The following is a 25,273-nucleotide window of genomic DNA, read 5'->3' on the forward strand; positions in this document are numbered from 1 at the left end:
GTCCGGGGGCTGTTGTGAAGGCTTCGTCCTTGGCGGGGCGGAGCTGCGGGTGCGAGTGGCTGGGCGCAGCTGTCGTCCATGGCTGAGCGGATGACTCTCGGGGAGTTCGGGACCCACGCCCTCCCTCCCCCCGTCCCGCCGCAGCGTGTCGGGTGACCTCGCCCGGTCCTCAGCGCTCGGTCCTCAACGTCGGAGCCCGGTACGCGACGCCGGCGTCCGGCGGTCCTCAGCGTCGGCGCCCGATGCCGGCGGCCTCGTCCAAGGGCTTCGTTCCGGGATCGCCAGCGTGTGTGGTGGGGCCGGGACCGCCGTCGCCGGTGGTGGGGAGGGTTCTCGGCGTCCAGCGCGTGGTCAGGATGCCGAGGGCGCCGTGGAGGACGCTCGCGGTGAGGGCGGCGGCGTGCAGACCGGTGACGAAGGCGGCCTTCGCGTCGCCGGTCACCGCGGGCGCGAGGTCGGGGATCTGGAGGGTCTCGTCGAGGGTGTCGGCGAGGTCAGGTCCCTGGAGCCGGAAGAGCAGTGCGGCGAGGGAGCCGAGGAGCGCGATGCCGAGGGCGTTGCCGATCTCGTTGCTCGTTTCGGCGATCGCGGCTGCGGACCCGGCGCGTTCCGCGGGTACCGCGGCGACCGCGGTGTCGGCGACGACGCTGAAGGAGATGCCGTAGCCGACGCCGGCGATGACGGTGGAGGCGAGATACCAGCCGGCCCCGCCGGAGACGCCGGTGGGCAGCAGCAGGAGCAGACCTGTCGCGATGCAGAAGTGGCAGGTGATGAGCGCGGCTCGGGTGCCCACGCGTGCGACGAGCGCCGGGGTGACGACGCAGGTGACGGTGAGCACGGCGGCGCCCGGGAGCGCGACGAGAGCCGCGTCCAGGACGGGCAGCCCCAGGACGGACTGAAGGTAGATGCCGCCGAGGTAGGCCACCGCGGACCACGCGGCCAGGGGCAGAAGTCCGGTGATGATCGCGATGGTGAACATCCGGTCGCGAAAGAGGCGGAAGTCGATCAGCGGGTGTTCGAGGCGGAGTTGGCGGCGGGCGAACCACCCCAGCGTGACGAGGCCGGCGATGCCGGTGGCCACCGAGGTCACCGTCAGCCCCTCCGCCGCGGCGTGCTTGATCCCGTAGACGGTCAGCAGGATGCCCCCGGCGGAGAGCAGCACGCTCAAGGCGTCGACGCGGCCGGTCCCGGCGGCCCGGACCTCGCGGAGCAGGACCGGAGCCAGCAGGAGGAACAGCAGGACGACGGGCAGATTGATCAGGAAGACCGATCCCCACCAGAAACTGCTCAACAGCTGTCCGCCGACGACCGGGCCGATGGCGAACCCGGCGGCGAAGGTGGCGGCGAAGATCCCGATCGCTCTGGCCCGATGGCGTGGGTCGGTGAAGAGTTCGCTGAGCACCGCCAGCGCCGACGGCAGCAGCGTGGCCCCGGCCACGCCCATCAGCGTCCGGAAGGCGATCAGCAGTTCCGGGCTGGGCGCGAACGCCGCGCCCGCCGAGCCGACACCGAACGCCGCTGCGCCGCTCACCAGCAGCTTGAGCCGCCCGTACCGGTCTCCGATGTTGCCGAACGCGATGAGCAACGACCCGACCGCGAAGCCATAGCTGTCCAGGATCCACAAGGACTGATCGGCGGTCGGCGACAGGGCCTCGGTGACCTTGGGCATCGCCAGGAACAGGACCGAACCGTCCATCGCCACCAGCAGTACGGGCCCGGAGATCACCAGCAGACCGAGCCACGCCCGCAGACCGGGGGAGTGAGAAACAGGCTGTTCATTCATGCCCCGACCGTGCGGCGTCGTCCAGGCGGCAACCAGATACGCGTCATGGGTACACCTGACAGGTACACCCGGACGCCGGCCGTGCCGCCTAGGCTCGGAGCCATGGAAAATGCCGGAACCATGGAGCTGGAGAGCCTCGGCGCGTATCTCAGGACCCGCCGCGCCCGGATCACGCCCGCCGACGCCGGCCTGCGCGCCTACGGCAACACGCGCCGCGTACCGGGGCTGCGCCGGGAGGAGCTCTCCCAGCTCGCCGGTATGAGCGCCGGCTACTACACCCGCCTGGAACAGGGCCAGGCCGGTACCGCGTCCCAGCAGGTCCTCGAGGCGCTCGCCCGAGTGCTCCAGCTCGACGCGGTCGAGACAGCCCACCTGCACAATCTCGCCCGTCAGCCCGCCACATCGCGCCTCGTCCGCCCCCGGCCTGAAGAACCGCACCCACGCGTGCTGACGCTCCTGGCGTCCCTGGGCGAGACCACCCCGGCCGTCGTGCTCGGACGCCGCGGTGACGTGCTGGCCTGGAACCGCGCCGGACACGCCCTCGTGGCCGAACACGTCGACTTCGACGCACCCCACGATGTCGCGCGACAGCCGTCCGTCCCCCGGATGTTCTTTCTCGACCCCCTCACCCGCGACCTGCACCGGAACTGGAACGAACTCGCCCGGATCCACGTCGCCTACCTGCGGCTCACCGCGGGCCGCTATCCCACCGACGCCCGGCTGGCTGAACTGATCGGCGAACTCGCCATGCGCAGCGCCGACTTCGCCACGCTGTGGGCCACGGGTGACGTCGCGGACTGCACGGTGGGCACCATGCGGCTGCGACACCCGACCGTCGGCAGGGTCAACGTCGACTACCAGGTGTGGCTCCAGCCCGACAGCCCCGACCACCGGCTTGAGGTCTACACACCCAACGACACCCCCTCGGCCGACGCGCTGCGGCTGCTGTCGGACCAGAGCCAGGTGGCGCACCGCGCGGACCGGGAGACGGAAGCGGCTCCGCTCGGCCCCGGCCCGGCCGGGACCCGGCGGGACCTTGCGGGACGGCGTCACCGCCCAGGGCGGTGACGCGGTTGTGACTCGGGGGCCAACACCGACCCCGGCCCCAACCCCGCCCCCCGTACGGTGCGGGGCGCGTAGCAAGAGCGGCGCGCCGGGCAACAAGCGCCCCGCTCTTCACGTCGGGCTGAGCCCACGCGGCGAAATCGCGTACGGTAGACGGCTGCCCTACGGCCAGCAGAAGGGGGCCGCCGCGTTGGGAGCGCAGCACAACAGCGTCCGGGACCGGGAGATCCACTCGGAGCAACAGCACCTCGACCAGGTCTACCGGCGGCTGGAGGAGAAAATCCATGAGGCGGAGTTCCTCATGGACGACGCTTCCAAGCGCGCCCAGGTAGGCACGCCTGGCGCCCTCGCCGAGCGCGACGCGCAAGTCTTCCGCGCCGGCATCCACCTCAACCGGCTCAACAGCGAGTTCGAGGACTTCCTCTTCGGCCGCATCGACCTGCTGGAGGGCAAGGACGGCACCCGTGGCCCCGACGGCGCGTACACCTCAGTGGAGCCCGCCGACGGCGCCGTACGCGACGACAAGAGCGCCGACATCGCCGAGACGCTCCACATCGGCCGCCTCGGCGTCCTGGACGCCGACTTCTCTCCGCTGGTCATCGACTGGCGCGCGCCGGCGGCGGCGCCGTTCTACCGCTCCACCCCCGTGGCCCCCGGCCGGGTCGTGCGCCGCCGCGTCATCCGCAGCAAGGGCCGTCAGGTCCTGGGGGTCGAGGACGACCTGCTGCGTCCCGAGCTGAAGACCCGGCTGGACGGCGACGAGCTGCCGGTCGTGGGCGACGGTGCGCTGATGGCGGCGCTGGGCCGGGCCCGGAGCCACTCCATGCGGGACATCGTCTCCTCCATCCAGGCGGAGCAGGACATGGTGATCCGCGCGCCCGCCGCCTCCGTCACGGAGGTCGAGGGCGGGCCGGGGACGGGGAAGACGGCGGTGGCGCTGCACCGCGCCGCCTACCTCCTGTACCAGGACAGACGCCGCTACGCGGGCGGCATCCTGATCGTGTCCCCGACCCCGCTGCTCGTCTCGTACACCGAGGGTGTGCTGCCGTCGCTGGGCGAGGAGGGCCAGGTCGCCATCCGCGCGCTGGGCTCGCTGGCCGAGGAGACGGTGGGCGCGGTGGCGACGACGTACGACACGCAGAGCGTGGCCCGGGTCAAGGGCTCGGCACGGATGCTGAAGGTGCTGCGCAAGGCGGCCAGGGGGGCGCTGGAGACGGGGCTGCGCGCGCCCCTGCCCGAGCGGCTGCGCGTGGTCGCGCAGGGTGCGCGCTTCGAGCTGGACGCCGAGGAACTGCGCGCCGTACGCGAGCAGGTGCTCGGCGGCACGGCGCCGGTCAACCTGATGCGCCCGCGTGCCCGCAAGCTGCTGCTGGACGCGCTGTGGAGCAAGACCGGCGGCCCGCGCCGCTACCTGGGCGACCCGGAGCTGGCGGCCGAGGCCCGTGAGGGTTTCGACGAGGACATCTCGACCGAGGACAGCTTCCTGACGTTCCTGGAGGCCTGGTGGCCCGAGCTGAGCCCCCGCGAGGTGCTGGGCGCCATGGCCGACGAGGGCCGCCTCGCCCGCTGGGCGCGCCGCGTCCTGCGGCACGGCGAGATCCGCACCCTGTCCCGCGCCCTGCACGCCCGCCTCACCCCGGACGGGCAGGGCCCGCTCTCGGTGCACGACATCGCGCTGCTGGACGAGCTGCGCGCCCTGCTGGGCGCGCCGTCGCGCCCCAAGAAGCGGGAGGCGGGCCCGCTGGACCACCTCACGGGCCTGGAGGAGCTGACGACGGCCGCCGACCGCAACGCCGCGCGCCGGGAGCGCGCCGAGCGGCTGGCCGAGGAGCGTTCGGAGTACGCACACGTCATCGTCGACGAGGCGCAGGACCTCACGCCGATGCAGTGGCGCATGGTGGGGCGGCGCGGGCGCCACGCGACCTGGACGGTGGTGGGCGACCCCGCGCAGTCCTCCTGGTCGGATCCGGACGAGGCCGCCGAGGCGCGCGACGAGGCCCTCGGCAAGCGCCCGCGCCGCCGCTTCGAGCTGACCGTCAACTACCGCAATCCCGCCGAGCTGGCCGTTCTCGCGGACCGCGTGCTCGCGCTGGCGATGCCCGGTTCTGAGCCGCCGCGCGCGGTGCGCTCCACCGGCGTCGAACCGGCATTCGCCGTCGCGGGACCCGACCTGGGAGCTTCGGTACGGGAGGCAGCCGCGCGGCTGCTGGAGGAGGTCGAGGGCACGCTCGGCGTGGTCGTCGCCATGGCGCGGCGTCAGGAGGCCCGTGAGTGGCTGGCGCCGCTGGGGGAGCGGGTCGTCGCGCTCGGCAGCCTGGAGGCCAAGGGACTTGAGTACGACGCCACGTTGGTGGTCTCCCCCGCGGAGATCGCCGATGAGTCGCCGGCGGGTCTGCGGGTGCTGTACGTGGCGCTGACGCGGGCCACCCAGCGGCTGACGGTGCTGGCCGGCGCCCGCGATCTGCCGGACGCCGAGGGGGTCCCTGACCTGCTGCGCGAATGAGCGCGGCCGAGGGGATTCACTGGCGGAGGTGGTTTGTTAGCCTTGGTCTTGGCACCGGCCCGATCCATGCCCCCGGGCCCAACCATAGGCGCTTCGAGCGCCCACTTGCCGCGAGGCGAGCTGGCGGGTCGGTGTCACTGGCTTGATCACGGAAGAGGCCCCCGCCATCGGCGGGGGCCTCTTCCGTGCCGGTCACCTGCCGGTCACCTGCCGGTCACCTGCCGGGGCGGCCGGCGTCAGCCCACGACACGGACCCCGTCGGCCTGGGGACCCTTGCGGCCCTGGGTGATCTCGAACTCGACGCGCTGGGCGTCCTCCAAACTGCGGTACCCCTCACTGTCGATCGAGCTGTAGTGCACGAAGACGTCCGGTCCGCCGCTCTCCTGAGCGATGAAGCCGTAGCCCTTCTCAGCGTTGAACCACTTGACCGTGCCCTGAGCCATGTTCCGGATCTCCCACTATGTGCATGAGCAGTGTGCTGGGTGATCTTAGGACGATTCGATCCGTTTCGTGGATATTGGTGGCGGTTTTATGGGAAGGAGTTGGGGTTCCGTGCGGACAGCCAGCTCTCGTATGGTGAAATCTGCATTCCACGAGGGGGGACGCGTTACCGCGTACCGGGGGGTAGGTGGGACGATCTGTTGACGTGCCGCGTCCCAGGCCGTAAGAACTGCGGCCATGCGGGCAGGTGCGCGCACAACGTGACAAGGGAAAGCAGAGGGAAGTCGCCCATGGCGCCAAGCGTCTCCTACTCGATGACGGTCCGTCTGGAGGTCCCCGCAGGCGGGACGGCGGTCAGTCAGATCACCACCGTCGTGGAGTCGTCGGGCGGTTCCGTGACTGCCCTCGACGTCACGGCCTCCGGCCACGAGCGGCTGCGGATCGACGTGACGATCGCGGCCAGCTCCACGTCGCACGCCGACGAGATCGTGGACGAGCTGCGCTCGATCGACGGCGTGACACTCGGCAAGGTCTCCGACCGGACCTTCCTGATGCACCTCGGCGGCAAGATCGAAATGTCGTCGAAGCACCCCATTCGCAACCGCGACGATCTCTCCATGATCTACACCCCGGGTGTGGCCCGCGTCTGCACCCAGATCGCCGAGCACCCCGAGGACGCGCGGCGCCTCACCATCAAGCGCAACAGCGTCGCCGTGGTGACCGACGGATCCGCCGTGCTCGGGCTGGGCAACATCGGCCCGCAGGCGGCACTGCCCGTCATGGAGGGCAAGGCGGCGCTCTTCAAGCGCTTCGCCGGCATCGACGCCTGGCCGATCTGCCTGGACACCCAGGACACCGACGCCATCGTGGAGATCGTCAAGGCCATCGCCCCCGGCTTCGCGGGCGTCAACCTGGAAGACATCTCCGCGCCCCGCTGCTTCGAGATCGAGGCCCGCCTGCGCGAGGCCGTCGACATCCCCGTCTTCCACGACGACCAGCACGGAACGGCCATCGTGGTGCTCTCCGCGCTCTACAACGCGCTGCGCGTGGTGGACAAGCGGATCGAGGACATCCGCGTCGTCATGTCCGGCGCGGGCGCCGCCGGCACGGCCATCTTGAAGCTGCTGCTGGAGGCCGGCGTCAAGCACGCCGTCGTCGCCGACATCCACGGCGTGGTGCACTCGGGCCGCAAGGACCTCGCGGACGCGGCGCCGGACTCCCCGATGCGCTGGGTCGCCGACAACACCAACCCCGAGGGGCACACCGGCACCCTCAAGGAGGCGGTCGTCGGCGCCGACGTCTTCATCGGTGTCTCGGCCCCGAACGTGCTCGACGGCAGCGACGTGGCCAAGATGGCCGAGGGCGCCATCGTGTTCGCGCTCGCCAACCCCGACCCCGAGGTGGACCCGGCCGCGGCGCGCGAGTCGGCCTCCGTCGTGGCCACGGGCCGCTCCGACTTCCCGAACCAGATCAACAACGTGCTGGTCTTCCCGGGCGTCTTCCGCGGCCTGCTGGACGCGCACTCGCGCACCGTGGACGACACGATGATGCTCGCCGCGGCGCGCGCCCTGGCCGACGTGGTCGGCGAGGACGAGCTGAACGCGAACTACATCGTGCCGAGCGTCTTCAACGAGAAGGTCTCCGGAGCCGTCGCCGACGCCGTGCGCGGCGCGGCCCAGGCCGAGGCGCGGGGCACGGCGCCCACGCCCGCGAAGGACGCCGCACACGCCTAGGAAGGACGCCGCACACGCCTAGGACGGGCCCTCGGGCCCGGCGCGTCGGGTGACGGCTCACCCGGGCGGTCCCCTTAGTGTGGCGGGCAGCCAAAGGCCATGGAACGTCACCACAGCGAGGACACCGGATTGGCTTTCCCGCCGCAGGTAGGGGCAGGATGCTTTCCCAAGGGCCTTGTCCAGGGGGACACCCCACGGGGCGCGAGGGTCTGAAGGCGGACCCGGGTCCGGGGACTGTCCGAGGGCCCTGGCAGCATCGGCTTCGATCTCACGCCTCATCGGCAAGAAAAACACGGGAGTACGAATTATGAACCGCAGTGAGCTGGTGGCCGCTCTGTCCGAGCGCGCCGAGGTGACCCGTAAGGACGCCGACGCGATCCTGGCGGCCTTCGCCGAGACCGTCGGCGAGGTCGTCGCCAAGGGCGACGAGAAGGTCACCATCCCCGGCTTCCTCACCTTTGAGCGCACCCACCGTGCCGCTCGCACCGCGCGCAACCCGCAGACCGGCGACCCGATCCAGATCCCCGCCGGGTACAGCGTCAAGGTTTCGGCGGGCTCCAAGCTGAAGGAAGCCGCCAAGGGCAAGTAAGCCCCCAGCGAAAAGGGCGGCTACCCCGACAGGGGTGGCCGCCCTTCGCCATGTCCGGGGCAGCGCCGCGCCCCGCCACGACGGCGAGGCGGAGAGGGGCGGGAGTCCCCAGGTGTGGCGTGGCTCTCAGGCCCGCAGGGCCGCGAGGTCCACCTCTTCCAGGGTGGGGTACAGGAGCGTGCGGGGGCCCTCGGGGATGCCGGCCATGCTGGGGACGGCCAGGACGCGACAGCCCGCTGCCAGGGCCGAGGCGGTGCCCGTGGGCGTGTCCTCGACGGCCAGGCAGCGCTCCGGGGGGACGTCCAGGAGGCGGGCCGCGATCAGATACGGGTCCGGGTGCGGCTTGCCGCGCGGGGTCTCGTCGTCGGCGACCGAGCAGCTGAACCGGTGCGCGCCCAGGGTGCGGAGTACCAGGTCGGCGACCGCGCGCTCGGATGCCGTGACAAGTGCCACAGGAATCCCCAGTCCCCGGGCGCTGTCGAGCAGCGACAGCGCCCCCGGCTGGATGGTCACCCCGGCCCGTACGCGCGCGACGAACGCCTCCCCGAGCACCTCGGTGACCCGCTCGGCCGCCAGCCCCGCGCGTTCGGACACCAGTGCCGCCGCGCCGTCGACGGGGAGCCCCGCGAAGGGGGCGAGCGCTGCCTCGTCGGCGGCGGCCCCGTGCGCGGTGAGCAGTTCGGCGAGGGTGGCCAGCCAGTCGCGTTCGGTGTCGACGAGGGTGCCGTCCATGTCGCAGAGCAGGGCGGCGGGCAGGGGAGGGCGCAATGCGGGCTCGCTGTTCATCGGGTCGGCGGGTCGGCGGGCTGGTCGTCCGGCGGGTCATGGGCGGGTGGGCCGTGCGCCGGAGCACTCACGCGCGGGTGCGCGTGAGCGGGTTGGTCTGGGTGGAGTTGCGGACCGTGAAGACGACCGAGCCCGGCCGGTAGCGGTCGTCCGAGGTCTCCACGGGCCGGCCTTCCGCCGTCGTCGTGGTGCGGCGTACGCGCAGCAGCGGGCTGCCCCGGCGCACCCGCAGCTGCTCGGCGTCGGCCGTGCCGGCGGCGACCGCGTCGATGTGGTGCTCGCCGTGGGCGAAGACCAGCCCGGTGTCGTCGTAGAGCCGCTGGGTGACCGACTCGCAGTCCTCGGGCAGCGCTTCGACGGCGGGCGCGATCCATTCCGCGTAGACCGTGCGCTCCAGCAGTACGGGCTTCTCGTCGAGCGTGCGCAGCCGCAGGACGCGCAGGACGGACGCGCCCTGCGGGACCTGGAGCAGGCCCGCCTCGTCGGTGTGCGCGGTGTCCCAGGAGGAGGAGAGGACGAGGCCGCCCGCCGTCCGCCCGCCGGCCCGCGCCCACTGGGCGAAGCTGCGCAGCTCGGTGAAGCTCTGGCTGGGCGTGGTGGACAGCACCACGCGCCGCGCGCCCTGGCGGGAGCTGACGAGGCCCTCGGCGAGCAGCGCGGAGACGGCCTGGCGGACGGTGCCGCGCGAGGCGCCGTGCGCGGCGGCGAGCTCGGCCTCGGAGGGCAGCGTGGCGCCGGCCGGGTAGCGGCCCTCGGCGATGGCGCGGCGCAGCTCGTCGGCGATCCGCTCGTGGCGGCTCTCCGGTCGGTCCGGGCGGTCCTCGCGGCGGTCCTCGCGTCCGGGCATGAGTGGCTCCTCTGTGTGCTGCGGGCTCGGCCTGATCATGTCACCTGTGCGCAGTGACGCGCATCTTCACGAAGGGCGGCAGCTGTGTACAGCCGTTGCTCGGGGCTTGAGCCTGCTCGCAAGTAATGCTTTGACCTGGACACTCGTGAGCTTTGAAGCTTTGGGAAGGGAGTTGTGCGCTGTTGGCTTGCCATGGCTCAATCGATCGAGCTTGTCCATACAGGTTACTGAGGAAGGAGGCGCGCCGGTCTGAGATGGAGGCGGTCTGAGACCGTGGGAACGCGATGTCCGAATCACGCCAGCTTCCGGCGTCCGAAAACCGCAGACTCGACAGCGGAGAAGGACGGAAAGCAACGGAAGGGAGCAGGACGATGACGGTCTGCACGACCATCGACAGCCCGCTCGGCGAGCTGCTGCTGGTGGGCGAGGCGTCCCCCGGCGCACCCGGCGGCACGGCGCTGACCTCGGTGTCGGCACCGGGCCAGAAGACGGCCCCCACGGTGGACGTCGCGTGGCGCCGCGACGACGAGGCGTTCGCCGAGGTACGCCGCCAGCTCACCGCGTACTTCGCCGGTGAGCTGACCGACTTCGCGCTGGAATTCACCGGGGAGACCGGCACCGCGTTCCAGCGGCGGGTGTGGCAGGCGCTGGAGGAGATCCCGTACGGCACGACCACGACGTACGGGGAGATCGCCCGCAAGCTGGACGTCTCCCGCCAGGAGACCCGCGCCGTGGGCGCCGCGATCGGCGCCAACCCGCTGCTGGTCGTCCGCCCCTGCCACCGGGTGATCGGCGCGGACGGCAGCATGCGGGGGTTCGCGGCGGGCATCGAGCGCAAGGTCGAACTCCTCACCCGCGAGGGCGCGCTTCAGCCCACGCTCATCTGAGGGCCGTCACATGACGACTCTTCCGATGACGGAGATCCCCACGAGCGCCGTCCGGCGGCGGATCCAGCGGCGAACCGAGGCCGCCGACTGGACGGCGCTCGCCCGGGAACTGGACACCTACGGCTGCGCCCGCACCCCGCCCCTGCTCACCCCCGACGAGTGCGCGGGCCTCACGGAGCTGTACGAGCGTCCCGAGCTGTTCCGTACCACGATCGACATGGCGCGGTACCGCTTCGGCTCGGGGGAGTACCGCTACTTCACACACGACCTGCCCGAGCCGGTCGCCGCGCTGCGCGCCGCGCTCTACCCCCGGCTGCTGACCGTCGCCCGGGACTGGGCGGCCCGCCTGGGCCGTCCCGCCCCATGGCCCGACACTCTTCAGGAGTGGCTGGCGATGTGCCACGAGGCGGGCCAGTCCCGCTCGGCGCAGATCCTGTTGCGCTACGGCGAGGGCGACTGGAACGCGCTGCACAGGGACGTCTTCGGCGAGATGCTCTTCCCGCTCCAGGTCGTCATCGGCCTCGACCGCTACGGCACGGACTACACCGGCGGCGAGTTCCTGCTCGTGGAGCAGCGCCCCCGCGCCCAGTCGCGCGGCACCACCAACATCCTCGAACAGGGCCACGGCCTGATCTTCACGACCCGCGACCGCCCCGTGGCGAGCAAACGCGGCTGGTCGACGGGCGCGATGCGGCACGGCGTCAGCGTGGTCCGCTCGGGCCGCCGCCACGCGCTCGGCCTCGTCTTCCACGACGCGGCATGAACGGGCGCCTCGCGGCGGGCCCGGGTGACGGCGCTGTGAGCGGGTGCACCCCGGCGGACGGGCACATGGCGGATGGGCACCCGGCGGAGGCCCGCTCGCCGGAGGGCCGTTCGCTGGAGGCCCCCTCGCCGGAGGGCCGCTACGTACTGCTGGGCGCGGACGGCCGTCCCTACCGCGCCGAGCGCCCCGGCACGCTGGGCGGCTACCGTCGCGGCCGGCTCAGGATCTACGGCCGCCTCGACTGTCCCTCGGCGCTCCGCGCCCTGGCGGCCGGCGGCTACCGCCGAAACCGGGTCTTCTTCGCCGACGAGCCCACGGCGATCGCCGCCGGATACCGCCCGTGCGCGGTGTGCCTGCCGGTGCGGTACACGCGCTGGAAGGAGGAGTCATGAGCACAAGCCCGAGGCTGAGGAATCCGAGCCTGAGCGGGAGGGAGAGTACGGGGTCACCCCTGGCGGCCCCGGAGGAACTGACAGCGTACGGAGAGCTGTCGGCCCCCGCCCCGCACACGGAGGCGGAGCTGGCGACGGTCCTGCGGCTGCTGTCCGGTGCGGAGACCGTCACGGTCGGCCGCGGCAGGGACGGCGCGTCCCGCACGGCGGCGGAGGCGTTCGCCACCGCGTGGCAGGCCCGGGGCGGCACCGTCCTGGCCACCGTCGACTGGCCCGAGACGGCCGCCTCCTGGCTACGCCCGGCGCGGCGCCTGACGGCGCCGTCCCCCGACGCCTGGGTCCTCGCCGCCGCCCCCCGGGGCTTCATCCAGCTGGCCCGCCGCCTCCATCACAGCACCCCCTGGGACCCCACCCGCACCGTCGCCTTCGCCTCGTTGGGCGACTCCCGCCTCCCCGCGCCGGCAGGCCCCCGGACCTTGAACGGCCTGAGCGGCGCCACAAGCGAGGGCCACCCCTGGCACTTCCAAGGCCCCTGGCTGAGAGAGGGATCCCCCTCACGCGGCACTGGTCGGGGCAATGGGCGGGCGGGTGGGTGACAGGGCGCAAGCCCAAGCGGCGGGCAAGCCGACAACCCGGGTGCGCCCGCACGCCGCATGGTCCCGCCGCAACGGAACGGGGCAACGGGCGGGTGGGCGGGTGAGGCAGGCACGCAAGCCCCCACAGCGGTAAGCCGACAACCCAGCGGCAGGGTCCCCCGAAGCCAGGTCGTACGCCCTACGGGCGTTCGACCTTCGCTCCGAGCTCCACCAGCTTCTGCTGGAAGTTCTCGTAGCCGCGGTTGATGAGGTCGATCCCGTGCACGCGCGATGTCCCCTGCGCGGCCAACGCCGCGATCAGGTACGAGAATCCGCCCCGCAGGTCAGGGATGACCAGGTCCGCCCCCTGCAACTTGGTCGGCCCTGAAACCACCGCCGAGTGGAGGAAGTTGCGCTGTCCGAAGCGGCACGGCATGCCGCCGAGGCACTCGCGGTAGAGCTGGATGTGCGCGCCCATCTGGTTGAGCGCCGAGGTGAATCCGAGGCGCGACTCATAGACCGTCTCGTGGACGATCGAGAGCCCGGACGCCTGCGTCAGGGCGACGACCAGCGGCTGTTGCCAGTCGGTCTGGAAGCCGGGGTGCACGTCCGTCTCCAGCGCGATCGCGTTGAGCGGGCCGCCCGGGTGCCAGAAGCGGATGCCCTCGTCGCCGATCTCGAAGGCGCCACCCACCTTCCGGTAGGTGTTGAGGAAGGTCATCATCGACTTCTGAAGCGCGCCGCGCACGTACACGCTGCCCTCGGTGGCGAGCGCCGCGCTCGCCCAGGACGCGGCTTCGAGCCGGTCGGGGAGTGCGCTGTGGTTGTACCCGCCGAGGCTGTCGACACCGGTGATCCGGATCGTCCGGTCCGTGTCCATCGAGATGATCGCGCCCATTTTCTGCAGGACGCAGATCAGGTCCTCGATCTCCGGCTCGACCGCCGCGTTCGCCAACTCGGTGACGCCGTCGGCCAGGACCGCCGTCAGCAGCACCTGCTCCGTCGACCCGACGGAGGGGTAGGGCAGCCGGATCTTGGTGCCGCGCAGCCGCTGCGGAGCCTCCAGGTACTGACCGTCGGCCCGCTTCTCGATCGTCGCGCCGAACTGCCGCAGCACGTCGAAGTGGAAGTCGACAGGCCGGCCGCCGATGTCGCAGCCGCCCAGGCCGGGAATGAAGGCATGGCCCAGACGGTGCAGCAGCGGGCCGCAGAAGAGGATCGGGATCCGGGACGAGCCCGCGTGCGCGTCGATGTCCGCGACGTTGGCGCTCTCCACGTGCGAGGGGTCGAGCACCAGCTCGCCCGACTCGTCGCCCGAGCGGACCGTGACGCCGTGCAGCTGGAGCAGGCCGCGTACGACCCGTACGTCCCGGATGTCGGGCACATTGCGCAGGCGGCTCGGCGCACTGCCCAGCAGGGCGGCGACCATGGCCTTGGGCACGAGGTTCTTCGCACCACGGACACGGATCTCCCCCTCCAGCGGGGCGCCACCATGGACGAGAAGTACGTCGGCAGGGCTGTCGGTCATGGATCTCCGCGATTCTTGGAGAAGGCTGGGCCTGGAGAAGGCTGGGGACAAAAGGTAAGGGTAATGGCCCCCGGAGTTCCCTACGTAGGGGTGAGGGGGGTCCTGGACTGTCACAGGTGGGCAATAACACGCTCCGTGCGCGGTGAGTCACCGAGGGGTGACCGTAGCGGTGGCGGGAGCGCCACACGGCGTGGCCAGGGAGTCCGGCGATATGGCCGGGGAGGCGGGGCGGGGAGCGGATCTGGCGGTTGGGTCCCCGCGAGCGGCCCGGGTGCGGGATCATTGCCCTATGACCGAGGTGTCCTCGCTCACCGGGCGACTGCTGGTCGCCACACCGGTGCTGGCCGACCCGAACTTCGACCGCGCGGTGGTGCTCCTCCTCGACCACGACGAGGAGGGCTCACTCGGCGTGGTCCTCAACCGCCCCACCCCCGTGGATGTCAGCGACATCCTGGAGCCGTGGGCGGCGCTCGCCGGTGAGCCCGGCGTCGTCTTCCAGGGCGGGCCCGTCTCTTTGGACGCGGCGCTCGGCGTGGCCGTCGTCCCCTCGGGCGGCGTGGGCCGGGCCAGAGCCGTGGCCCCCGGGCGGGAGGGGGCCGACGGGAAGGGCGCCCCGGCGGCGGGCTCCGCGCCGTCGAAGGGCTCGCCGGATTCGCGGAGCTCGAGGGGTTCGCGGGGCTCGCGGGGCGAGGCCGAGAGCGGAGACGAGCCGCCGAAGCGGGACACGGCCCCGGGTGTGGCGCCGGGCACGGACGGATCCCCGGACGACGTCGATGACGACGCCACGCTGGGCGGCGACTCCGTCCTGGGGTCGGACGGCCCGCTGGGCTGGCGCCGCGTGCACGGCGCCATCGGCCTGGTCGACCTGGAGGCACCGCCGGAGCTGCTCGCCGCCGAGCTGGGGTCCCTGCGGATCTTCGCGGGCTACGCGGGCTGGGGTCCGGGCCAGCTGGAGGACGAACTGTCCGAGGGCGCCTGGTACGTCGTCGAGTCCGAGCCCGGTGACGTGTCCTCGCCCGCGCCCGAGGGGCTGTGGCGGTCCGTACTGCGCAGACAGCGCAGCGAGTTGGCGCTTGTCGCCACGTACCCGGACGACCCGTCGCTGAACTGATCCGCAGGTGCCCCGCACGCCCCGCACCTGAGCCGTACGGCCCTCCGCACGGCCTTCCGTACGGTCTCCCACACGGCCTCCCGCACAGCCTTCCGGGCCCGGTCCCGAAGGGGTGACGTAGGCCACCGCCCATGCCTGACGTGTCCCCGGCGCATGAGTACCCTTGGATTGCATGAGCACTCTTGAGCCCGAGCGCGGGGCGGGCACCGGCACACTCGTCGAGCCGACCCCGCAGACATCACACGGTGACGGCGACCACGAGCGGTTCGCCCACTACGTCCAGAAGGACAAGATCATGGCGAGCGCCATGGAGGGTACGCCCGTGGTCGCGCTCTGCGGGAAGGTCTGGGTCCCGGGCCGCGACCCGAAGAAGTACCCGGTCTGTCCCATGTGCAAGGAGATCTACGAGACGATGGGCGCCGACGGCGGCAAGAACAACGGCAAGGACGGCGGCAAGGGCGGCGACAAGAAGTAGCCCACGGGCTCCCGGGGCCCGCCCCACCGGGCCGCTCGCCGCTCGCCGGCCCCGCGCGCTCATACACCGCGCCCCGGCCCGCCCCTGAGAGGGCGGGCCGGGGCGCGTCGTGCGTCACTGGCGCCCGGCCAGCTCCGCCAGGATGGTGGCCGCCTGTTGGGGGCGGATCAGGAACCCGACGTGGCTGCTGTCGATCGAGTGCACGTCGAAGGGGTTGTCCGGGGTGAGGGCGTCGCCTTCCTTGATGAAGCGGTCCTGAAGCGCAAGCGGTATGGACCTGTCCTGGGTCAGCCGGAGGTAGCTGCGAGGAATCCGGCCCCAGGTGTCGGCGTGGGCACGGTCGGTCGCGGTTCCGGCATCCAGGCTCTCGTCGGGTTCGAGGGTGTTGAGATAGCTGAGGAACTCCTGGTCGGTGCCGTCCGCGTGTATCGCGGACTTCAGCGCGGAGAGCAGTTCGGGATCGGCGGTGCGCCAGTTCATCCGGAGCACGCCGAGTTCGGCGGGGTTGCCGACCAGCACTCCCGCGGTCTCGTTGAGGGCGCTGGCCGCGTACTCGGGTGTCTGCATGTATTCGGCCGGGGTCAGGTCCACGCAGCACCAGGAGGATATGTAGACGATCCGGTCGATCAGGTCGGGGATCGCGTTGCCGACTCCAGTGAGGGTGAATCCGCCTCGGCTGTGCCCGACGAGGATCACCGGCCCGTGCTCGGCGGCTCGACGCACGATGCCGACCACGTGCTCGACGGCGTCGGAGAGCGTGACGCCGGTGAGCGCAGCCGGTGCGGCGGTCAGCGCGGCGAGGTCTTGAGGTGCTTGGTAAGAGGCGGAGAACGCCGCGCCGAAACCATGTCCGGGCAGATCGACGGCGAGCGTGCGATGCCCGAGCAGGGCGAGTTCGCGCTGGAGCGGTGCCCAGGTGAAAGAGTTGCTGTTCGAGCCGTGTACGAACACGAAGGTGGGAGTCACGTCGCCATCCTGGCACCGGCGTTGGGAATCCACGCGGAGTTTCCAGCTGTCGCCGGCAGCCGTCGGCCGGTCGGCCGTGGGCGGCCGGACCCTCTCAAGCTCCCGTTCCAGCTGCGCGAACCGGGCCCCGCTGAGCCTGGACAGCGACGCCGGGCCGCCGGGCAGGCCGTCCCGGACGGCCGCTCGCGCACACCCCTGCGGGCTTGACCCTGCACCACGGTGCAGGGTGCACCGTTGCCGCCATGACGCACCCGACGCGCCTGACGCACCCGACCCGGCCGACGTCCCCGACACGGGCGGCGCCCCCGAACCGCCGTCTGAGGACCGACCCCGTCCGGATCGGCGCCCTGTACGACCTCGCCGTCGCGCCCGTGTTCGCGACCCCCTGGACCGCCGGGCTCGCCATTGACGGGGTCCGCTCCCTGCACACCGCCCTTGGCCTGCCGGGGCGCGCCCCCGGCGAGTTCGCGCCTGAGCACCTGTTGTTCGTCACTTTCTTCGGCGTCCTGGTGACGATGTGGGCGGTGGTGCGCCTGATGCGTGGCGACGCGGTCACCGCCGCCGCCGACACCGCTGGACGGGCGGCCTTCGCCTTGCTGATGATGTGTGCCCTGGCCGCCGGTGCGACACCCGTGCTGGTGGTCTTCCTCGTGGTCGAGGTCGGCTTCCTGCTTGCGCAGGGATGGCAGCTGATCCGGGCACGGCGAGCAAGCGACCTCAGCCCCCGGGAGACTGTGACCTCATGACACCGATCGAGGCCGCCCGCGCCGCCGGCGTGCCGGTGAGCACGCTGCGCTATTACGAGCGGCGTGGGTTTCTCTCCCCCGAGCGGGAGCCATGCTCCGGCTACCGCCGCTACGCGGAGGGCGACGTCCGCCGCGTCCGCTTTGTGCAGCGGGCGCAGCGGCTGGGGTTCGGCATGGGGGACGTCGCGGCCTTCCTGGCGCTTTCGGAGGAGGGCCTCGTCCCGTCCTCGCGCCTGCGCACCGTCGTCGACGCCAAGCTCGCGGACCTCGACGCGCGCATCGCCGGCCTTACGCGGATGCGCGCGGCCCTCGCGGCGCTGGCCGACGAGGACGCGGATGCCGCCGCGGACGGCGGCTGCGCATGCCCCGTCGAGGCGGCGCTGGTCGGGGCGGGACCGGGGACCGAGTCCGACCCGGCCGGTGACCACGGCGTGCTGTGAGGCGGCCCCTGGGACGAACCGTTCGGGTAGGACGAACCGTTCGCGCCGAAGCCGCCCGCAGCGCGCGGCACGGCGCGAGCGGCCCCTGTGGCGTTGCCTGCCGGTACGGTCGTCGGGTGGAGCCGAAGAGGTCGAACGAGTGCCCGTTGCACGGTGCCGGTGAGCGTCCTGACCACTTGGTCGGGCGGCGCCTTGAGCGGGTGGTCGCTGCGTGGCATCGCCTTGGTACGGAGGCGCCGTCCGGGCCGCTGGACGTGTGGCTGATCGACAGCGAGGCGGTTGCCACGCACGTCACAACCGGTTCGGACTGGTGCTTGATCGTGGAGACTTCGGCCCCCTTCGAGGGATACGACATGGCGGAGTCCGGCCGCGTCGAGGTGGCGCCGATCAGCGGCGAGACGGCGTTCGCGGATCACCTCGGCGAGGCGATTCTGGCGGTCAGGGAAGAGGGAACCCCGGATACCCCGGGCAGCGGACGGCGCGCGCTGGAGATCACCTTCGAATCCGGACGCGTTCGATGTGAGACCTGGTCCGGAGACCTTTGCCTTTCGCCTTCCCCGGACTGACACCGTCGGCCGCGGCGTCAGCCGTGGGCCAGCAGCTCCCGTAGCGCCGTCCCGATGAAAGCGGCTGAATCCGGCTCGGCCCCGCTGTTGGCGACGTGGCCCCGGATGCCGGGGACGGTGCTCTCGCCCCATGGGGTCCACCCCGCGACCGGTTCCGCCGGCAGGTGACGGAGGTTCCAGCCGTGGAACTTCGACGCGGGCGGTCCTGGCATGGCGTGACGTCGGGCCGCCGCGGGCACTTCCGGACCTGGTGCGGCATGAGCATGGCGCTAGCATGCCTCGTGCGTCCTGGTGCGTCTTGGCGCCTCTCAGCGCGGCTCGTGCGTCTCAGCGCGCCGCGCTACGTCTCGGCGTCTTCCGCGTGTCCGATGCCGTCCGATGCCCGTCCCCCTCTCTTGGAGAAAGCCGACTGATGTCCAAACTGCTGCGCCGTGCTCGTAGGCTGCCGGTTCCGCCGGCGAATCCCTATGGGGCGCATCCCGGCGCGGGGTGGGCTCCGCCACCGCCGTTGGCGGGTGCGCGGCCCCGCAAGGGGATGAGCACAGGAGGGCGGGTCTTCGGCACGCTCGCGCTCAGTTTTCTGGTCTATGCGTTCGTCGGCGCCCCGGTTCTCCGCTGGCTGTTTTGAGCCTTCCGCAGAACCGGCGGGCGGTCCGGCAGCACGAAATTCGCCATCACGAAATTCACATCACGAAAGGCGCGAGGTCAACGGATGGGGCACGGGGCGGGGGCGGGCGAGCCTGTGACGACGGGTGAGACCGAGGGAGCGGACCCGGTGGAGGAGCAGGCGGCACCCGGACAGGCACCAGGACAAGGACCCGGACAGGGGCCTGGGCAAGGGCCGAGGCAGGAGCCCTGGCAAGCGCCCAGCGAGGTCGAACAGCGGCTCTACGAGGCGAAGTCGCGCATGGACTGGGCCGCGTACATGGACGTGCTGGCCGGTGAATACCTCTACCACGCCGCCTCCCGCCCGTGGCTGGACGCCAACCCGGGCAGGGTCCGCCTCACCGCCGTCTGGCGCCCGGAGATACAGGCCCTGTGCGCGGCCGTGTTCACCACGGCCATGCTCCCGGCGCCGCTCGAAGACCCGGTGTTCTTCTCCGAGGACCTGGGCTGGTACGCCCGGCAGTGGCAGCCGTCCGACCCGCCGTGGCTGGCCGTCAATCCGGGCTCGCCGTGCGAGGCGTACTTCCCGGCGGGCCGCGTGTACTGCGACCTGTGGCGGCAGCACGCGGACCGTGTGTCCCTCAACAGCGACCTGATGTCGCTGCGCACCCTGCGGCTCGGCGGCCCGCGCACCGGCGCCGTCGCGCACGGGCTGGCCTGCGGCGCCCTGCTGCGCGTACGGAACGGCATGTACTGGAACGCCATGGCGTGCCACGCCATGGGCTATACAGACGCGAAGCAGTCCCTGGGCCGGTGGTGGAGCATCACCACCCGCGAGCAGTGGCGCGAGTCCCAGGAGGAGCTGCTGCGCAACGAGATGTCCAGCCCCGTATGGGACTTCGCGTTCCGTGTCCGCCGCGGCCTCTTCCACGACTTCGGCGGCCCGGTGCCCGCGGAGCACTGGCGGGAGGCCGCCGAACGGGTGCTGCGGCGCCAGGCCGCCACCACCATCACGCTCTCCCCCGACGGTGTGACCCGCTCCGAGGGAGCGGGCGAAGCCGAGCTGGAGCACCAGGTGGCGGGCGTGAAGCGGCTGATCGGGCGCGTGACCCGCTACGAGGCCCGCTTCCGCGCCGACGGGCTGCTGGCTGAGGGCCGCTGCGTCACCTCGGTCGCGGCCTGGGACTACGGCCGCGCCCCGAACGTCGCCCGCTCCGCGCTCGGCGCGCGCCTGTGCACCCTGGAGGAGGCGGAAGCGGCCGTCGTCCGCGCGGGGCGGGTGAGCGCGGTCGAGTACAAGACATGGGAGGACTTCTCCGCCGCGCTCATCCTCGGACGCTGTCTCCACTTCGACGACGAGGAGTTCGGCTCCTGGTATCAGGAGGCACTCGAAGCGCACCGCATCCTCACGACGGACCCCACGAGCCCCTGGCGCACCATCCCCTTCCGTGCCGCGTGACACGGAAGTGACCTTCAGAGCCAATTCAAGGCTGCCCTCTACCGGTGAGATCACGAATCCGCACTTTGAGCATTAAGGCGCCCAAGGCACCCCGGACAAAAGCTCGTCTCTATCCGCAACCACGCTGCTACGGTCAGGTGTACGACAGTCACCTGCCCCACAGGGAGCGCGCCGTGCAACTCGCCCGCCATGCCGTCTCGTTGGCTGCCCTCGCGGCCGTCTCCTCACTGGTGCTCACCGGGTGCGGCGGAGGTGACGACGGTGGCGGCAAGGACGACAAGATCGAGGGTGCGGGGTCCCCGAAGGGGAAGCAGAAGCCGAGCGACGGCGAGCAGGCGGGCGCCGGTTCCGGCGCCAAGGACAGGCCGGGTGACTTCCGCACCTCCGACATCAAGCTCCCGTCCGATCTCGACCTCGTCTTCGACTGGCAAAAGCCCTCCGATCCGGACAAGGCCGCCGCGCTGGACGGCGCCGCGGACTATATGCGGGCGCTGATGCACGGCACGGTGAAGCAGGACCCGAAGGATCCGGTGTTGGGGGAGCACACCGTGCCGTTGCAGAGTGCGCAGGAATACGCGAGCGGCATGGTTGAGGAGAGCAGTAAGCGCGGTTACTCCTTGACAGGGCAGGAGCGGTACTACAAAGAGCAGGTCGGTGAAGTGGCGAAGGGGAAGCTCGCCGAGGTCTCCTACTGTGCGAACCAGGCCAAGCTATTCAGTAAGAAAGTCAAAACGGGCAAGGTGGTGCGCAACAGTCCGTCGGACAACAGCTACCTGCTCTTCGAACTGGTCATGCAGAAACCGTCCACGCCGGGCGGACCGTGGAAAGCACGAACGGTCGAGGTGACAGAGGGGGCGGTGGAAAAGTGCGGAGGCTGAAGGCCAGGGCACTCTTAATCTCCGGGGGCCTTGCAACGGCCATCGTGTCGGGGACAACGCCGATCGCGTACGCCGACGTCGACTTCGGCCGAGGCTCCCAGAAGGGTGAGCTGAAGGACCAGAAACTCGGTGCGGGCGCGTCGCAAGAAATCCGATTCTCCGGCGGCGCAAAAGCCAAAGGACCCCGTGGTGGCGGCAACCTCAGAGTCGGGGGCGGCGACTGGTCGCCGCCCCCGTGCTGGTACGCGCCCACGTACACCCCCAAGCAGCTCAAGAAGAAGGTCGCCGACTCCCCCTACTCGCTGACCGGGCGGGCCCCGGACAATGGGCGGAAGAAGCAGGAGATCGACGAGTCGATCAGGGATCGCTACACCTCCGGCGAGTACAAGGACTTCAACCTCAAGAAACAGGACGAGGGCACCTTCTGGGCCGCCGTGCCCAACCCCGACGAAAAGGACGCCGCGAAGCGCGAATCCTGCACGGATCTGCCGTTCTGGGTCAAGAAAGGCGAAAGGCCCACGAGGCCGGACGCGATCAGCCCCAAAATCCTGGCAGGACTCGCCTACGAGGCGATCCGCGTACCCGACACCAGAGTCGAGCTGAACCCGAAACAGCGCCAGACGGTCAACCTGCCCACCTGGGCCTGGCTCGACAAAGGCACCTTCACTCCGCTGTCGGTCACCGCATCCGTCGACCTGGGTGCCGGAGAGGAAATCTCCGCGACGACAACGGCGAAACCCGACACGCTCCGCCTCCAGCCCGGCACCGACGACGCCACTCTCCACCCCGCATCAGGCGAATGCCCCCGCAACAGCAAAGGCGGCATCGGTACCCCTTACACCAAGGGCAATGCCAAAAACACCCCACCCTGCGGAGTGACCTACCAACGCGCCACCCACGACAACGGCACCTACCCCCTCAAGGCCACGCTCTCCTGGAAAGCCTCCTGGCACGGTACCGACGACACCGGCGCCACCCTCCCCGACGGCGAATTCGGCACCCAGCGCAACATCACCGTCCACGAAGTCCAATCCATCAACTGAGAAGCGGACAATCGCCGAGGCGCAGAGGTCTCGGCACACAAGGCACAGGCACAGGCACAGGCGCAGGATTCTTCCCGACGGCCAGGAGGGCGCGAAGTGCGCGGCGAGGTGATGTCCGGTAGCTCGGTGGGCGCCGGGCGCTGGGCCTTCATCGTCCACACCTATCCCGAGCCGTACGCGCCCTGAGCCGTAGGCGCCATGGCGCGGGGCTCAGCAGTACGGGGCCTGGCCTGTCAGGGCGTAGGCGACGCTCATGAAGACGCCGAAGAGGCGGAAGAGGGTGGGGAGGTCGGCCGTGGTCCGGATCGTGCGGTCGTCCTCGGCGGAGGGGGCGCGGGTGACGCCGGGGATGCCGGACAGCTGGGAGGCGACGGAGGCCGACTGCCAGCGGACGGCGAGGGTGTGGGGCGTGGTGTCGGTGGTCCTGGGGGAGTGGGGGGACACGGCGCGTACGCCCTCCGTCACCGCCTCCTCGATCGCGGCGCGGGCCTCCTCCGCCGGACGCAGTCGCGCGGCGAAGCGGTCCCGGGCGTATTTCACGGGGGCCGTACGCAGCTCCGGGTCCCACTCGCGGGCCTCGGCGCAGGCCACGTCGTCGCCGGTCAGCGCCACCACGGGGACGCCGAGTGCGGTGGCTGTCGCGTAGGCGAAGCCGATCTCGCCCATGGGGCGGTCATCGAGCCACATGTCCTCGATCTCGTGGCCCATGAAGCTGTGGCTGAGGACGCCGAGCGCGCCGGCGCGGGAGTGGTAGCCGACGAACGCGACAGCGTCGAAGCCGGCGTCGAGGTCCTGGAGCATGATCATCGGCTTGGGCCTGCCGCGCACCAGCTCGACGCCGGGGTGGAGGTGTTCGACCAGGAGGTTGCGCATCGAGCTGTGCGTGTCGTTGACGACGACCTCGCTCGCACCGCCCGCGAACGCGCCGCGTACGGCGGCGTTGACGTCCTCGGTCATCATCACCCGGCCGCGCTCGTAGTCCCGGCCGCCCATCTGCACGTCGTCGGCGCCGACCAGACCGGTGACGCCCTCCATGTCCGCACTGACGTAAACGCGCACGCCACCCGCCTCCGTTCTCGCCCGTCGCGCCCCCTACGGACGCTTACGCCTTACGGGCATCACAGATAGCTTCTCACCCCATCCATTTCGCCCTCCGTCCGGCAAGGGACTACGCCCTCCGTCCGGCAAGGGACTACGCCCTCCGTCCGGCAAGGGACTACGCCATCCGTCCGGCAAGGGGCTACTGGGCACCGCGCCGCCTCAGTGGGGGCGGCTGCGGAGACGGCGCAGCATGCGGGGGTCCTCGAAGCCGACCTCGCGTGCCGCCGTCTCCGTGGTCGCGCCGTGGCCGATCAGGTGCTCGGCCCGCTCCAGGCGAAGGGTCTGCTGGTAGCGCAGCGGGGTGAGTCCGCTGGTGGCGCGGGCGAAGAGCCGGGTGAGGGTGCGGGGGCTGACGCCCGCGCCGGCGGCGAGGTGGGCGAGGGGAAGCGGCTCGGCGAAGCGGCTGTCGATGAGGTCCTGCACCCGGTGGACGGTGTCGTCCAGGTGCGAGCGGTGCCGCAGCATGGCGCTGGCCTGGGGCTCGTCGCCGTTGCGGCGGGCGTAGACGACCATGCTGCGCGCCACGCGCGCTGCCAGTGCCGGGCCGTGCCGTATGGCGAGCAGGTGCAGCGCGAGGTCGATGCCGCTGGCGATGCCTGCCGAGGTGACGACCCGGTCGTCGGTGGTGAACAGCACGTCCCGTACGACGTGGGCACGCGGGTGGCGGGCCGCCAGCTCGTCCTGGAGCTCGTGGTGGGTGGTGAAGTGGCGCCCGTCCAGCAGTCCGGCCCGGCCCAGGGCCGCCGCGCCGGAGCACACGCTCGCGACGGTGCCGCCCGCGGCGTGGTGCGCGCGCAGCCGCTGTTCGGTCCGCGCGCCCAGCCGGGGGCCGCCTCCGCGCACCGCCGGGGTCCGCCAGCCGGGCACGATCACCAGGTCCTCGGCGGACGGATCCGGCCAGCGGGTGAGGGCCGTCAGGGGAAGGCCCTGGGCGCTGAGGATCTGCTCCTGCTCGGCGAAGTAGCTGAGCCGGTAGGGCCGCCCGAAACCCGCCGCGGTGCTGAAGACCTGTGCCGGTCCTGCCAGGTCGAGCAGGTGGATGCCGGGCAGCAGGACGAAGACGACGTGGTTCACGGGCGGCGCGTCGCCGCCGTTCACGGGTGCGTCGTCGTTCGCGGGCGTGCGGGTCTCGGGTACGTGGTTCACGGGTGCGCGGCCACCGCGGCTTCCGTGCCGGACCCCGGTCCGGCCTCCGCTGCCCTCTCGGCCTCCGCCGCCCCTTCCGCCTCGGCCTCCGCTTCCGCCTCCAGCTCCAGCTCCAGCTCCGCCACGCTCCCGATCCGCGCGAACCGGCCGCGCAGGACCGCCTCCGTGCGCTCGATGACCGCCTCGGGCGGCAGCCCCGTGGCGCGGTCGGTCGTCGTCGCGTCGGTGACGAAGACGATGCCGTAGCCCAGGTCACTGCCGACGCGGGCCGTCGTCTCGACGCACTGTTCGGTGCGGATGCCGCACAGCACCAGCTCGCGTACGCCCGCCCTGGTCAGCAGCTGCTGGAGGTGGGTGGTGGTGAAGGCGTTGTGGGCCGTCTTGCGGAGTACGGGCTCGCCGGGTACCGGCTGTTCGAGCTCTTCCAGCAGCCGGACGTGCCCCTGCTCGGGGTCGAACGCGTTCCCACTGCCCGGCTCGGTGTGCAGCACCCAGATGACCTGGTCACCGCGTGAGCGGGCGAGGCGTACGAGGCGGCTGACGGGCTCGGCTATGCGCTGGTTGGCCATGTCCTCCCAGTGCGGGCGGGCACGGAAGGACTCTTGGACGTCGATCACAAGCAGGGCTCGGTTCATGTGCCCAGTCTGTACGGGTCGGCGCCCGTGCGGCAGACACGGACCGGGCCACCACCGGAACGATCTGGTCACAGGCAAGGCAGGGGAAGACGACCTGCCGTGCCCGCACGGCGACGGGATTGGTCGAGACCTATTGCCGTGGACGGGGTGTGCTCGTAGCCTCCTGCGGAAGTTGTGCACCGCGAAACCACCGTTGTGCACCCTGCAAC

Annotated in this window: 26 protein-coding genes; 16 read left to right on the forward strand and 10 right to left on the reverse strand. The window is 71.4% G+C overall.

Features of this window, described 5'->3' with window-relative positions; genetic code table 11:
* Positions 1-226 precede the first annotated feature (226 nt).
* Positions 227-1,783 carry an MFS transporter gene (locus OHB04_RS25880; protein WP_326690044.1) on the reverse strand — a complete coding sequence of 519 codons (1,557 nt, stop codon included), beginning with the start codon at positions 1,781-1,783 and terminating at the stop codon, positions 227-229.
* 120 nt (positions 1,784-1,903) lie between these two features.
* On the opposite strand from OHB04_RS25880, the gene OHB04_RS25885 reads away from it, so the two are divergent.
* Together OHB04_RS25885 and OHB04_RS25890 are read left to right on the forward strand one after the other, a co-directional pair.
* Positions 1,904-2,851 (forward strand): helix-turn-helix transcriptional regulator, encoded by a 948-nt coding sequence (locus OHB04_RS25885; RefSeq protein WP_326809527.1) that lies wholly within the window; start codon positions 1,904-1,906, stop codon positions 2,849-2,851.
* Positions 2,852-3,038: 187 nt separating this feature from the next.
* A complete protein-coding gene (locus tag OHB04_RS25890) occupies positions 3,039-5,351 on the forward strand; it encodes a HelD family protein (RefSeq protein ID WP_326808419.1) in 2,313 nt (770 codons plus the stop codon).
* A gap of 236 nt (positions 5,352-5,587) precedes the next feature.
* Here OHB04_RS25890 and OHB04_RS25895 read toward each other — a convergent pair whose 3' ends face one another.
* Positions 5,588-5,794 carry a cold-shock protein gene (locus OHB04_RS25895; protein ID WP_326690046.1) on the reverse strand — a complete coding sequence of 69 codons (207 nt, stop codon included), beginning with the start codon at positions 5,792-5,794 and terminating at the stop codon, positions 5,588-5,590.
* Between the two features lie 288 nt (positions 5,795-6,082).
* Between OHB04_RS25895 and OHB04_RS25900 the strand changes: the two genes are divergently transcribed.
* The gene (locus OHB04_RS25900) at positions 6,083-7,525 is read left to right on the forward strand and encodes an NAD-dependent malic enzyme (protein WP_326808420.1); all 1,443 of its coding nucleotides are present in this window, start codon (positions 6,083-6,085) and stop codon (positions 7,523-7,525) included.
* A gap of 307 nt (positions 7,526-7,832) precedes the next feature.
* On the forward strand, positions 7,833-8,114 hold the full coding sequence (locus OHB04_RS25905; RefSeq protein WP_326690048.1) for an HU family DNA-binding protein: 282 nt from the start codon (positions 7,833-7,835) through the stop codon (positions 8,112-8,114).
* A gap of 126 nt (positions 8,115-8,240) precedes the next feature.
* Here the strand turns inward: OHB04_RS25905 and OHB04_RS25910 are convergent, their stop codons facing one another.
* Both OHB04_RS25910 and OHB04_RS25915 read right to left on the reverse strand, forming a co-directional pair.
* Positions 8,241-8,900, reverse strand: a complete 660-nt coding sequence (locus OHB04_RS25910; RefSeq protein WP_326690049.1) for an HAD family hydrolase — start codon at positions 8,898-8,900, stop codon at positions 8,241-8,243.
* 67 nt (positions 8,901-8,967) lie between these two features.
* Positions 8,968-9,747, reverse strand: a complete 780-nt coding sequence (locus OHB04_RS25915; protein ID WP_326808421.1) for a GntR family transcriptional regulator — start codon at positions 9,745-9,747, stop codon at positions 8,968-8,970.
* A gap of 371 nt (positions 9,748-10,118) precedes the next feature.
* On the opposite strand from OHB04_RS25915, the gene OHB04_RS25920 reads away from it, so the two are divergent.
* The 4 genes from OHB04_RS25920 to OHB04_RS25935 all read left to right on the forward strand — a co-directional run bounded on the left by OHB04_RS25920 (position 10,119) and on the right by OHB04_RS25935 (position 12,385).
* On the forward strand, positions 10,119-10,634 hold the full coding sequence (locus OHB04_RS25920; protein ID WP_326690051.1) for a methylated-DNA--[protein]-cysteine S-methyltransferase: 516 nt from the start codon (positions 10,119-10,121) through the stop codon (positions 10,632-10,634).
* A 25-nt stretch (positions 10,635-10,659) separates the two neighbouring features.
* Positions 10,660-11,397 (forward strand): 2OG-Fe(II) oxygenase, encoded by a 738-nt coding sequence (locus OHB04_RS25925; RefSeq protein WP_326692905.1) that lies wholly within the window; start codon positions 10,660-10,662, stop codon positions 11,395-11,397.
* A 65-nt stretch (positions 11,398-11,462) separates the two neighbouring features.
* Positions 11,463-11,789 carry an Ada metal-binding domain-containing protein gene (locus OHB04_RS25930; RefSeq protein WP_326690052.1) on the forward strand — a complete coding sequence of 109 codons (327 nt, stop codon included), beginning with the start codon at positions 11,463-11,465 and terminating at the stop codon, positions 11,787-11,789.
* Positions 11,786-12,385, forward strand: coding sequence for a hypothetical protein (locus tag OHB04_RS25935; RefSeq protein WP_326690053.1), 600 nt, complete (start codon positions 11,786-11,788; stop codon positions 12,383-12,385). The genes OHB04_RS25930 and OHB04_RS25935 overlap by 4 nt, the downstream gene beginning before the upstream one ends.
* A gap of 178 nt (positions 12,386-12,563) precedes the next feature.
* Here OHB04_RS25935 and murA read toward each other — a convergent pair whose 3' ends face one another.
* Positions 12,564-13,892 carry a UDP-N-acetylglucosamine 1-carboxyvinyltransferase gene (gene murA / locus OHB04_RS25940; protein WP_326690054.1) on the reverse strand — a complete coding sequence of 443 codons (1,329 nt, stop codon included), beginning with the start codon at positions 13,890-13,892 and terminating at the stop codon, positions 12,564-12,566.
* 289 nt (positions 13,893-14,181) lie between these two features.
* Between murA and OHB04_RS25945 the strand changes: the two genes are divergently transcribed.
* Together OHB04_RS25945 and OHB04_RS25950 are read left to right on the forward strand one after the other, a co-directional pair.
* Positions 14,182-15,003 (forward strand): YqgE/AlgH family protein, encoded by an 822-nt coding sequence (locus tag OHB04_RS25945; RefSeq protein WP_326690055.1) that lies wholly within the window; start codon positions 14,182-14,184, stop codon positions 15,001-15,003.
* Between the two features lie 172 nt (positions 15,004-15,175).
* Positions 15,176-15,478 (forward strand): DUF3039 domain-containing protein, encoded by a 303-nt coding sequence (locus OHB04_RS25950; protein ID WP_326690056.1) that lies wholly within the window; start codon positions 15,176-15,178, stop codon positions 15,476-15,478.
* Positions 15,479-15,592: 114 nt separating this feature from the next.
* Here the strand turns inward: OHB04_RS25950 and OHB04_RS25955 are convergent, their stop codons facing one another.
* The gene (locus tag OHB04_RS25955; RefSeq protein WP_326690057.1) at positions 15,593-16,444 is read right to left on the reverse strand and encodes an alpha/beta hydrolase; all 852 of its coding nucleotides are present in this window, start codon (positions 16,442-16,444) and stop codon (positions 15,593-15,595) included.
* 242 nt (positions 16,445-16,686) lie between these two features.
* Between OHB04_RS25955 and OHB04_RS25960 the strand changes: the two genes are divergently transcribed.
* From OHB04_RS25960 to OHB04_RS25970, 3 genes are all read left to right on the forward strand, one after another.
* Positions 16,687-17,190: a hypothetical protein gene (locus OHB04_RS25960; protein WP_326808422.1), complete on the forward strand. Its 504-nt coding sequence runs from the start codon at positions 16,687-16,689 to the stop codon at positions 17,188-17,190.
* Entirely contained in the window at positions 17,187-17,630 is a 444-nt protein-coding gene (locus OHB04_RS25965) for a MerR family transcriptional regulator (protein ID WP_326690059.1), read from the forward strand. The genes OHB04_RS25960 and OHB04_RS25965 overlap by 4 nt, the downstream gene beginning before the upstream one ends.
* A gap of 176 nt (positions 17,631-17,806) precedes the next feature.
* The gene (locus OHB04_RS25970) at positions 17,807-18,196 is read left to right on the forward strand and encodes a hypothetical protein (protein ID WP_326808423.1); all 390 of its coding nucleotides are present in this window, start codon (positions 17,807-17,809) and stop codon (positions 18,194-18,196) included.
* A 17-nt stretch (positions 18,197-18,213) separates the two neighbouring features.
* On the opposite strand, the gene OHB04_RS25975 is transcribed toward OHB04_RS25970, so the two are convergent.
* Positions 18,214-18,408, reverse strand: coding sequence for a hypothetical protein (locus OHB04_RS25975; protein WP_326808424.1), 195 nt, complete (start codon positions 18,406-18,408; stop codon positions 18,214-18,216).
* A gap of 500 nt (positions 18,409-18,908) precedes the next feature.
* On the opposite strand from OHB04_RS25975, the gene OHB04_RS25980 reads away from it, so the two are divergent.
* The 3 genes from OHB04_RS25980 to OHB04_RS25990 all read left to right on the forward strand — a co-directional run bounded on the left by OHB04_RS25980 (position 18,909) and on the right by OHB04_RS25990 (position 22,182).
* Positions 18,909-20,261: a DUF1266 domain-containing protein gene (locus tag OHB04_RS25980; protein WP_326808425.1), complete on the forward strand. Its 1,353-nt coding sequence runs from the start codon at positions 18,909-18,911 to the stop codon at positions 20,259-20,261.
* Positions 20,262-20,434: 173 nt separating this feature from the next.
* On the forward strand, positions 20,435-21,139 hold the full coding sequence (locus OHB04_RS25985; protein WP_326808426.1) for a hypothetical protein: 705 nt from the start codon (positions 20,435-20,437) through the stop codon (positions 21,137-21,139).
* Between the two features lie 44 nt (positions 21,140-21,183).
* Positions 21,184-22,182, forward strand: a complete 999-nt coding sequence (locus tag OHB04_RS25990; protein WP_326808427.1) for a hypothetical protein — start codon at positions 21,184-21,186, stop codon at positions 22,180-22,182.
* 210 nt (positions 22,183-22,392) lie between these two features.
* Here the strand turns inward: OHB04_RS25990 and OHB04_RS25995 are convergent, their stop codons facing one another.
* From OHB04_RS25995 to OHB04_RS26005, 3 genes are all read right to left on the reverse strand, one after another.
* Positions 22,393-23,241: a M55 family metallopeptidase gene (locus tag OHB04_RS25995; protein ID WP_326808428.1), complete on the reverse strand. Its 849-nt coding sequence runs from the start codon at positions 23,239-23,241 to the stop codon at positions 22,393-22,395.
* A 201-nt stretch (positions 23,242-23,442) separates the two neighbouring features.
* Positions 23,443-24,357 carry a GlxA family transcriptional regulator gene (locus tag OHB04_RS26000; protein WP_326692906.1) on the reverse strand — a complete coding sequence of 305 codons (915 nt, stop codon included), beginning with the start codon at positions 24,355-24,357 and terminating at the stop codon, positions 23,443-23,445.
* Positions 24,358-24,425: 68 nt separating this feature from the next.
* Positions 24,426-25,064 carry a cysteine hydrolase family protein gene (locus tag OHB04_RS26005; protein ID WP_326808429.1) on the reverse strand — a complete coding sequence of 213 codons (639 nt, stop codon included), beginning with the start codon at positions 25,062-25,064 and terminating at the stop codon, positions 24,426-24,428.
* Positions 25,065-25,273 lie beyond the last annotated feature (209 nt).

The sequence above is a fragment of the Streptomyces sp. NBC_01775 genome, from assembly GCF_035917675.1.
Classification (GTDB): Bacteria; Actinomycetota; Actinomycetes; order Streptomycetales; family Streptomycetaceae; genus Streptomyces.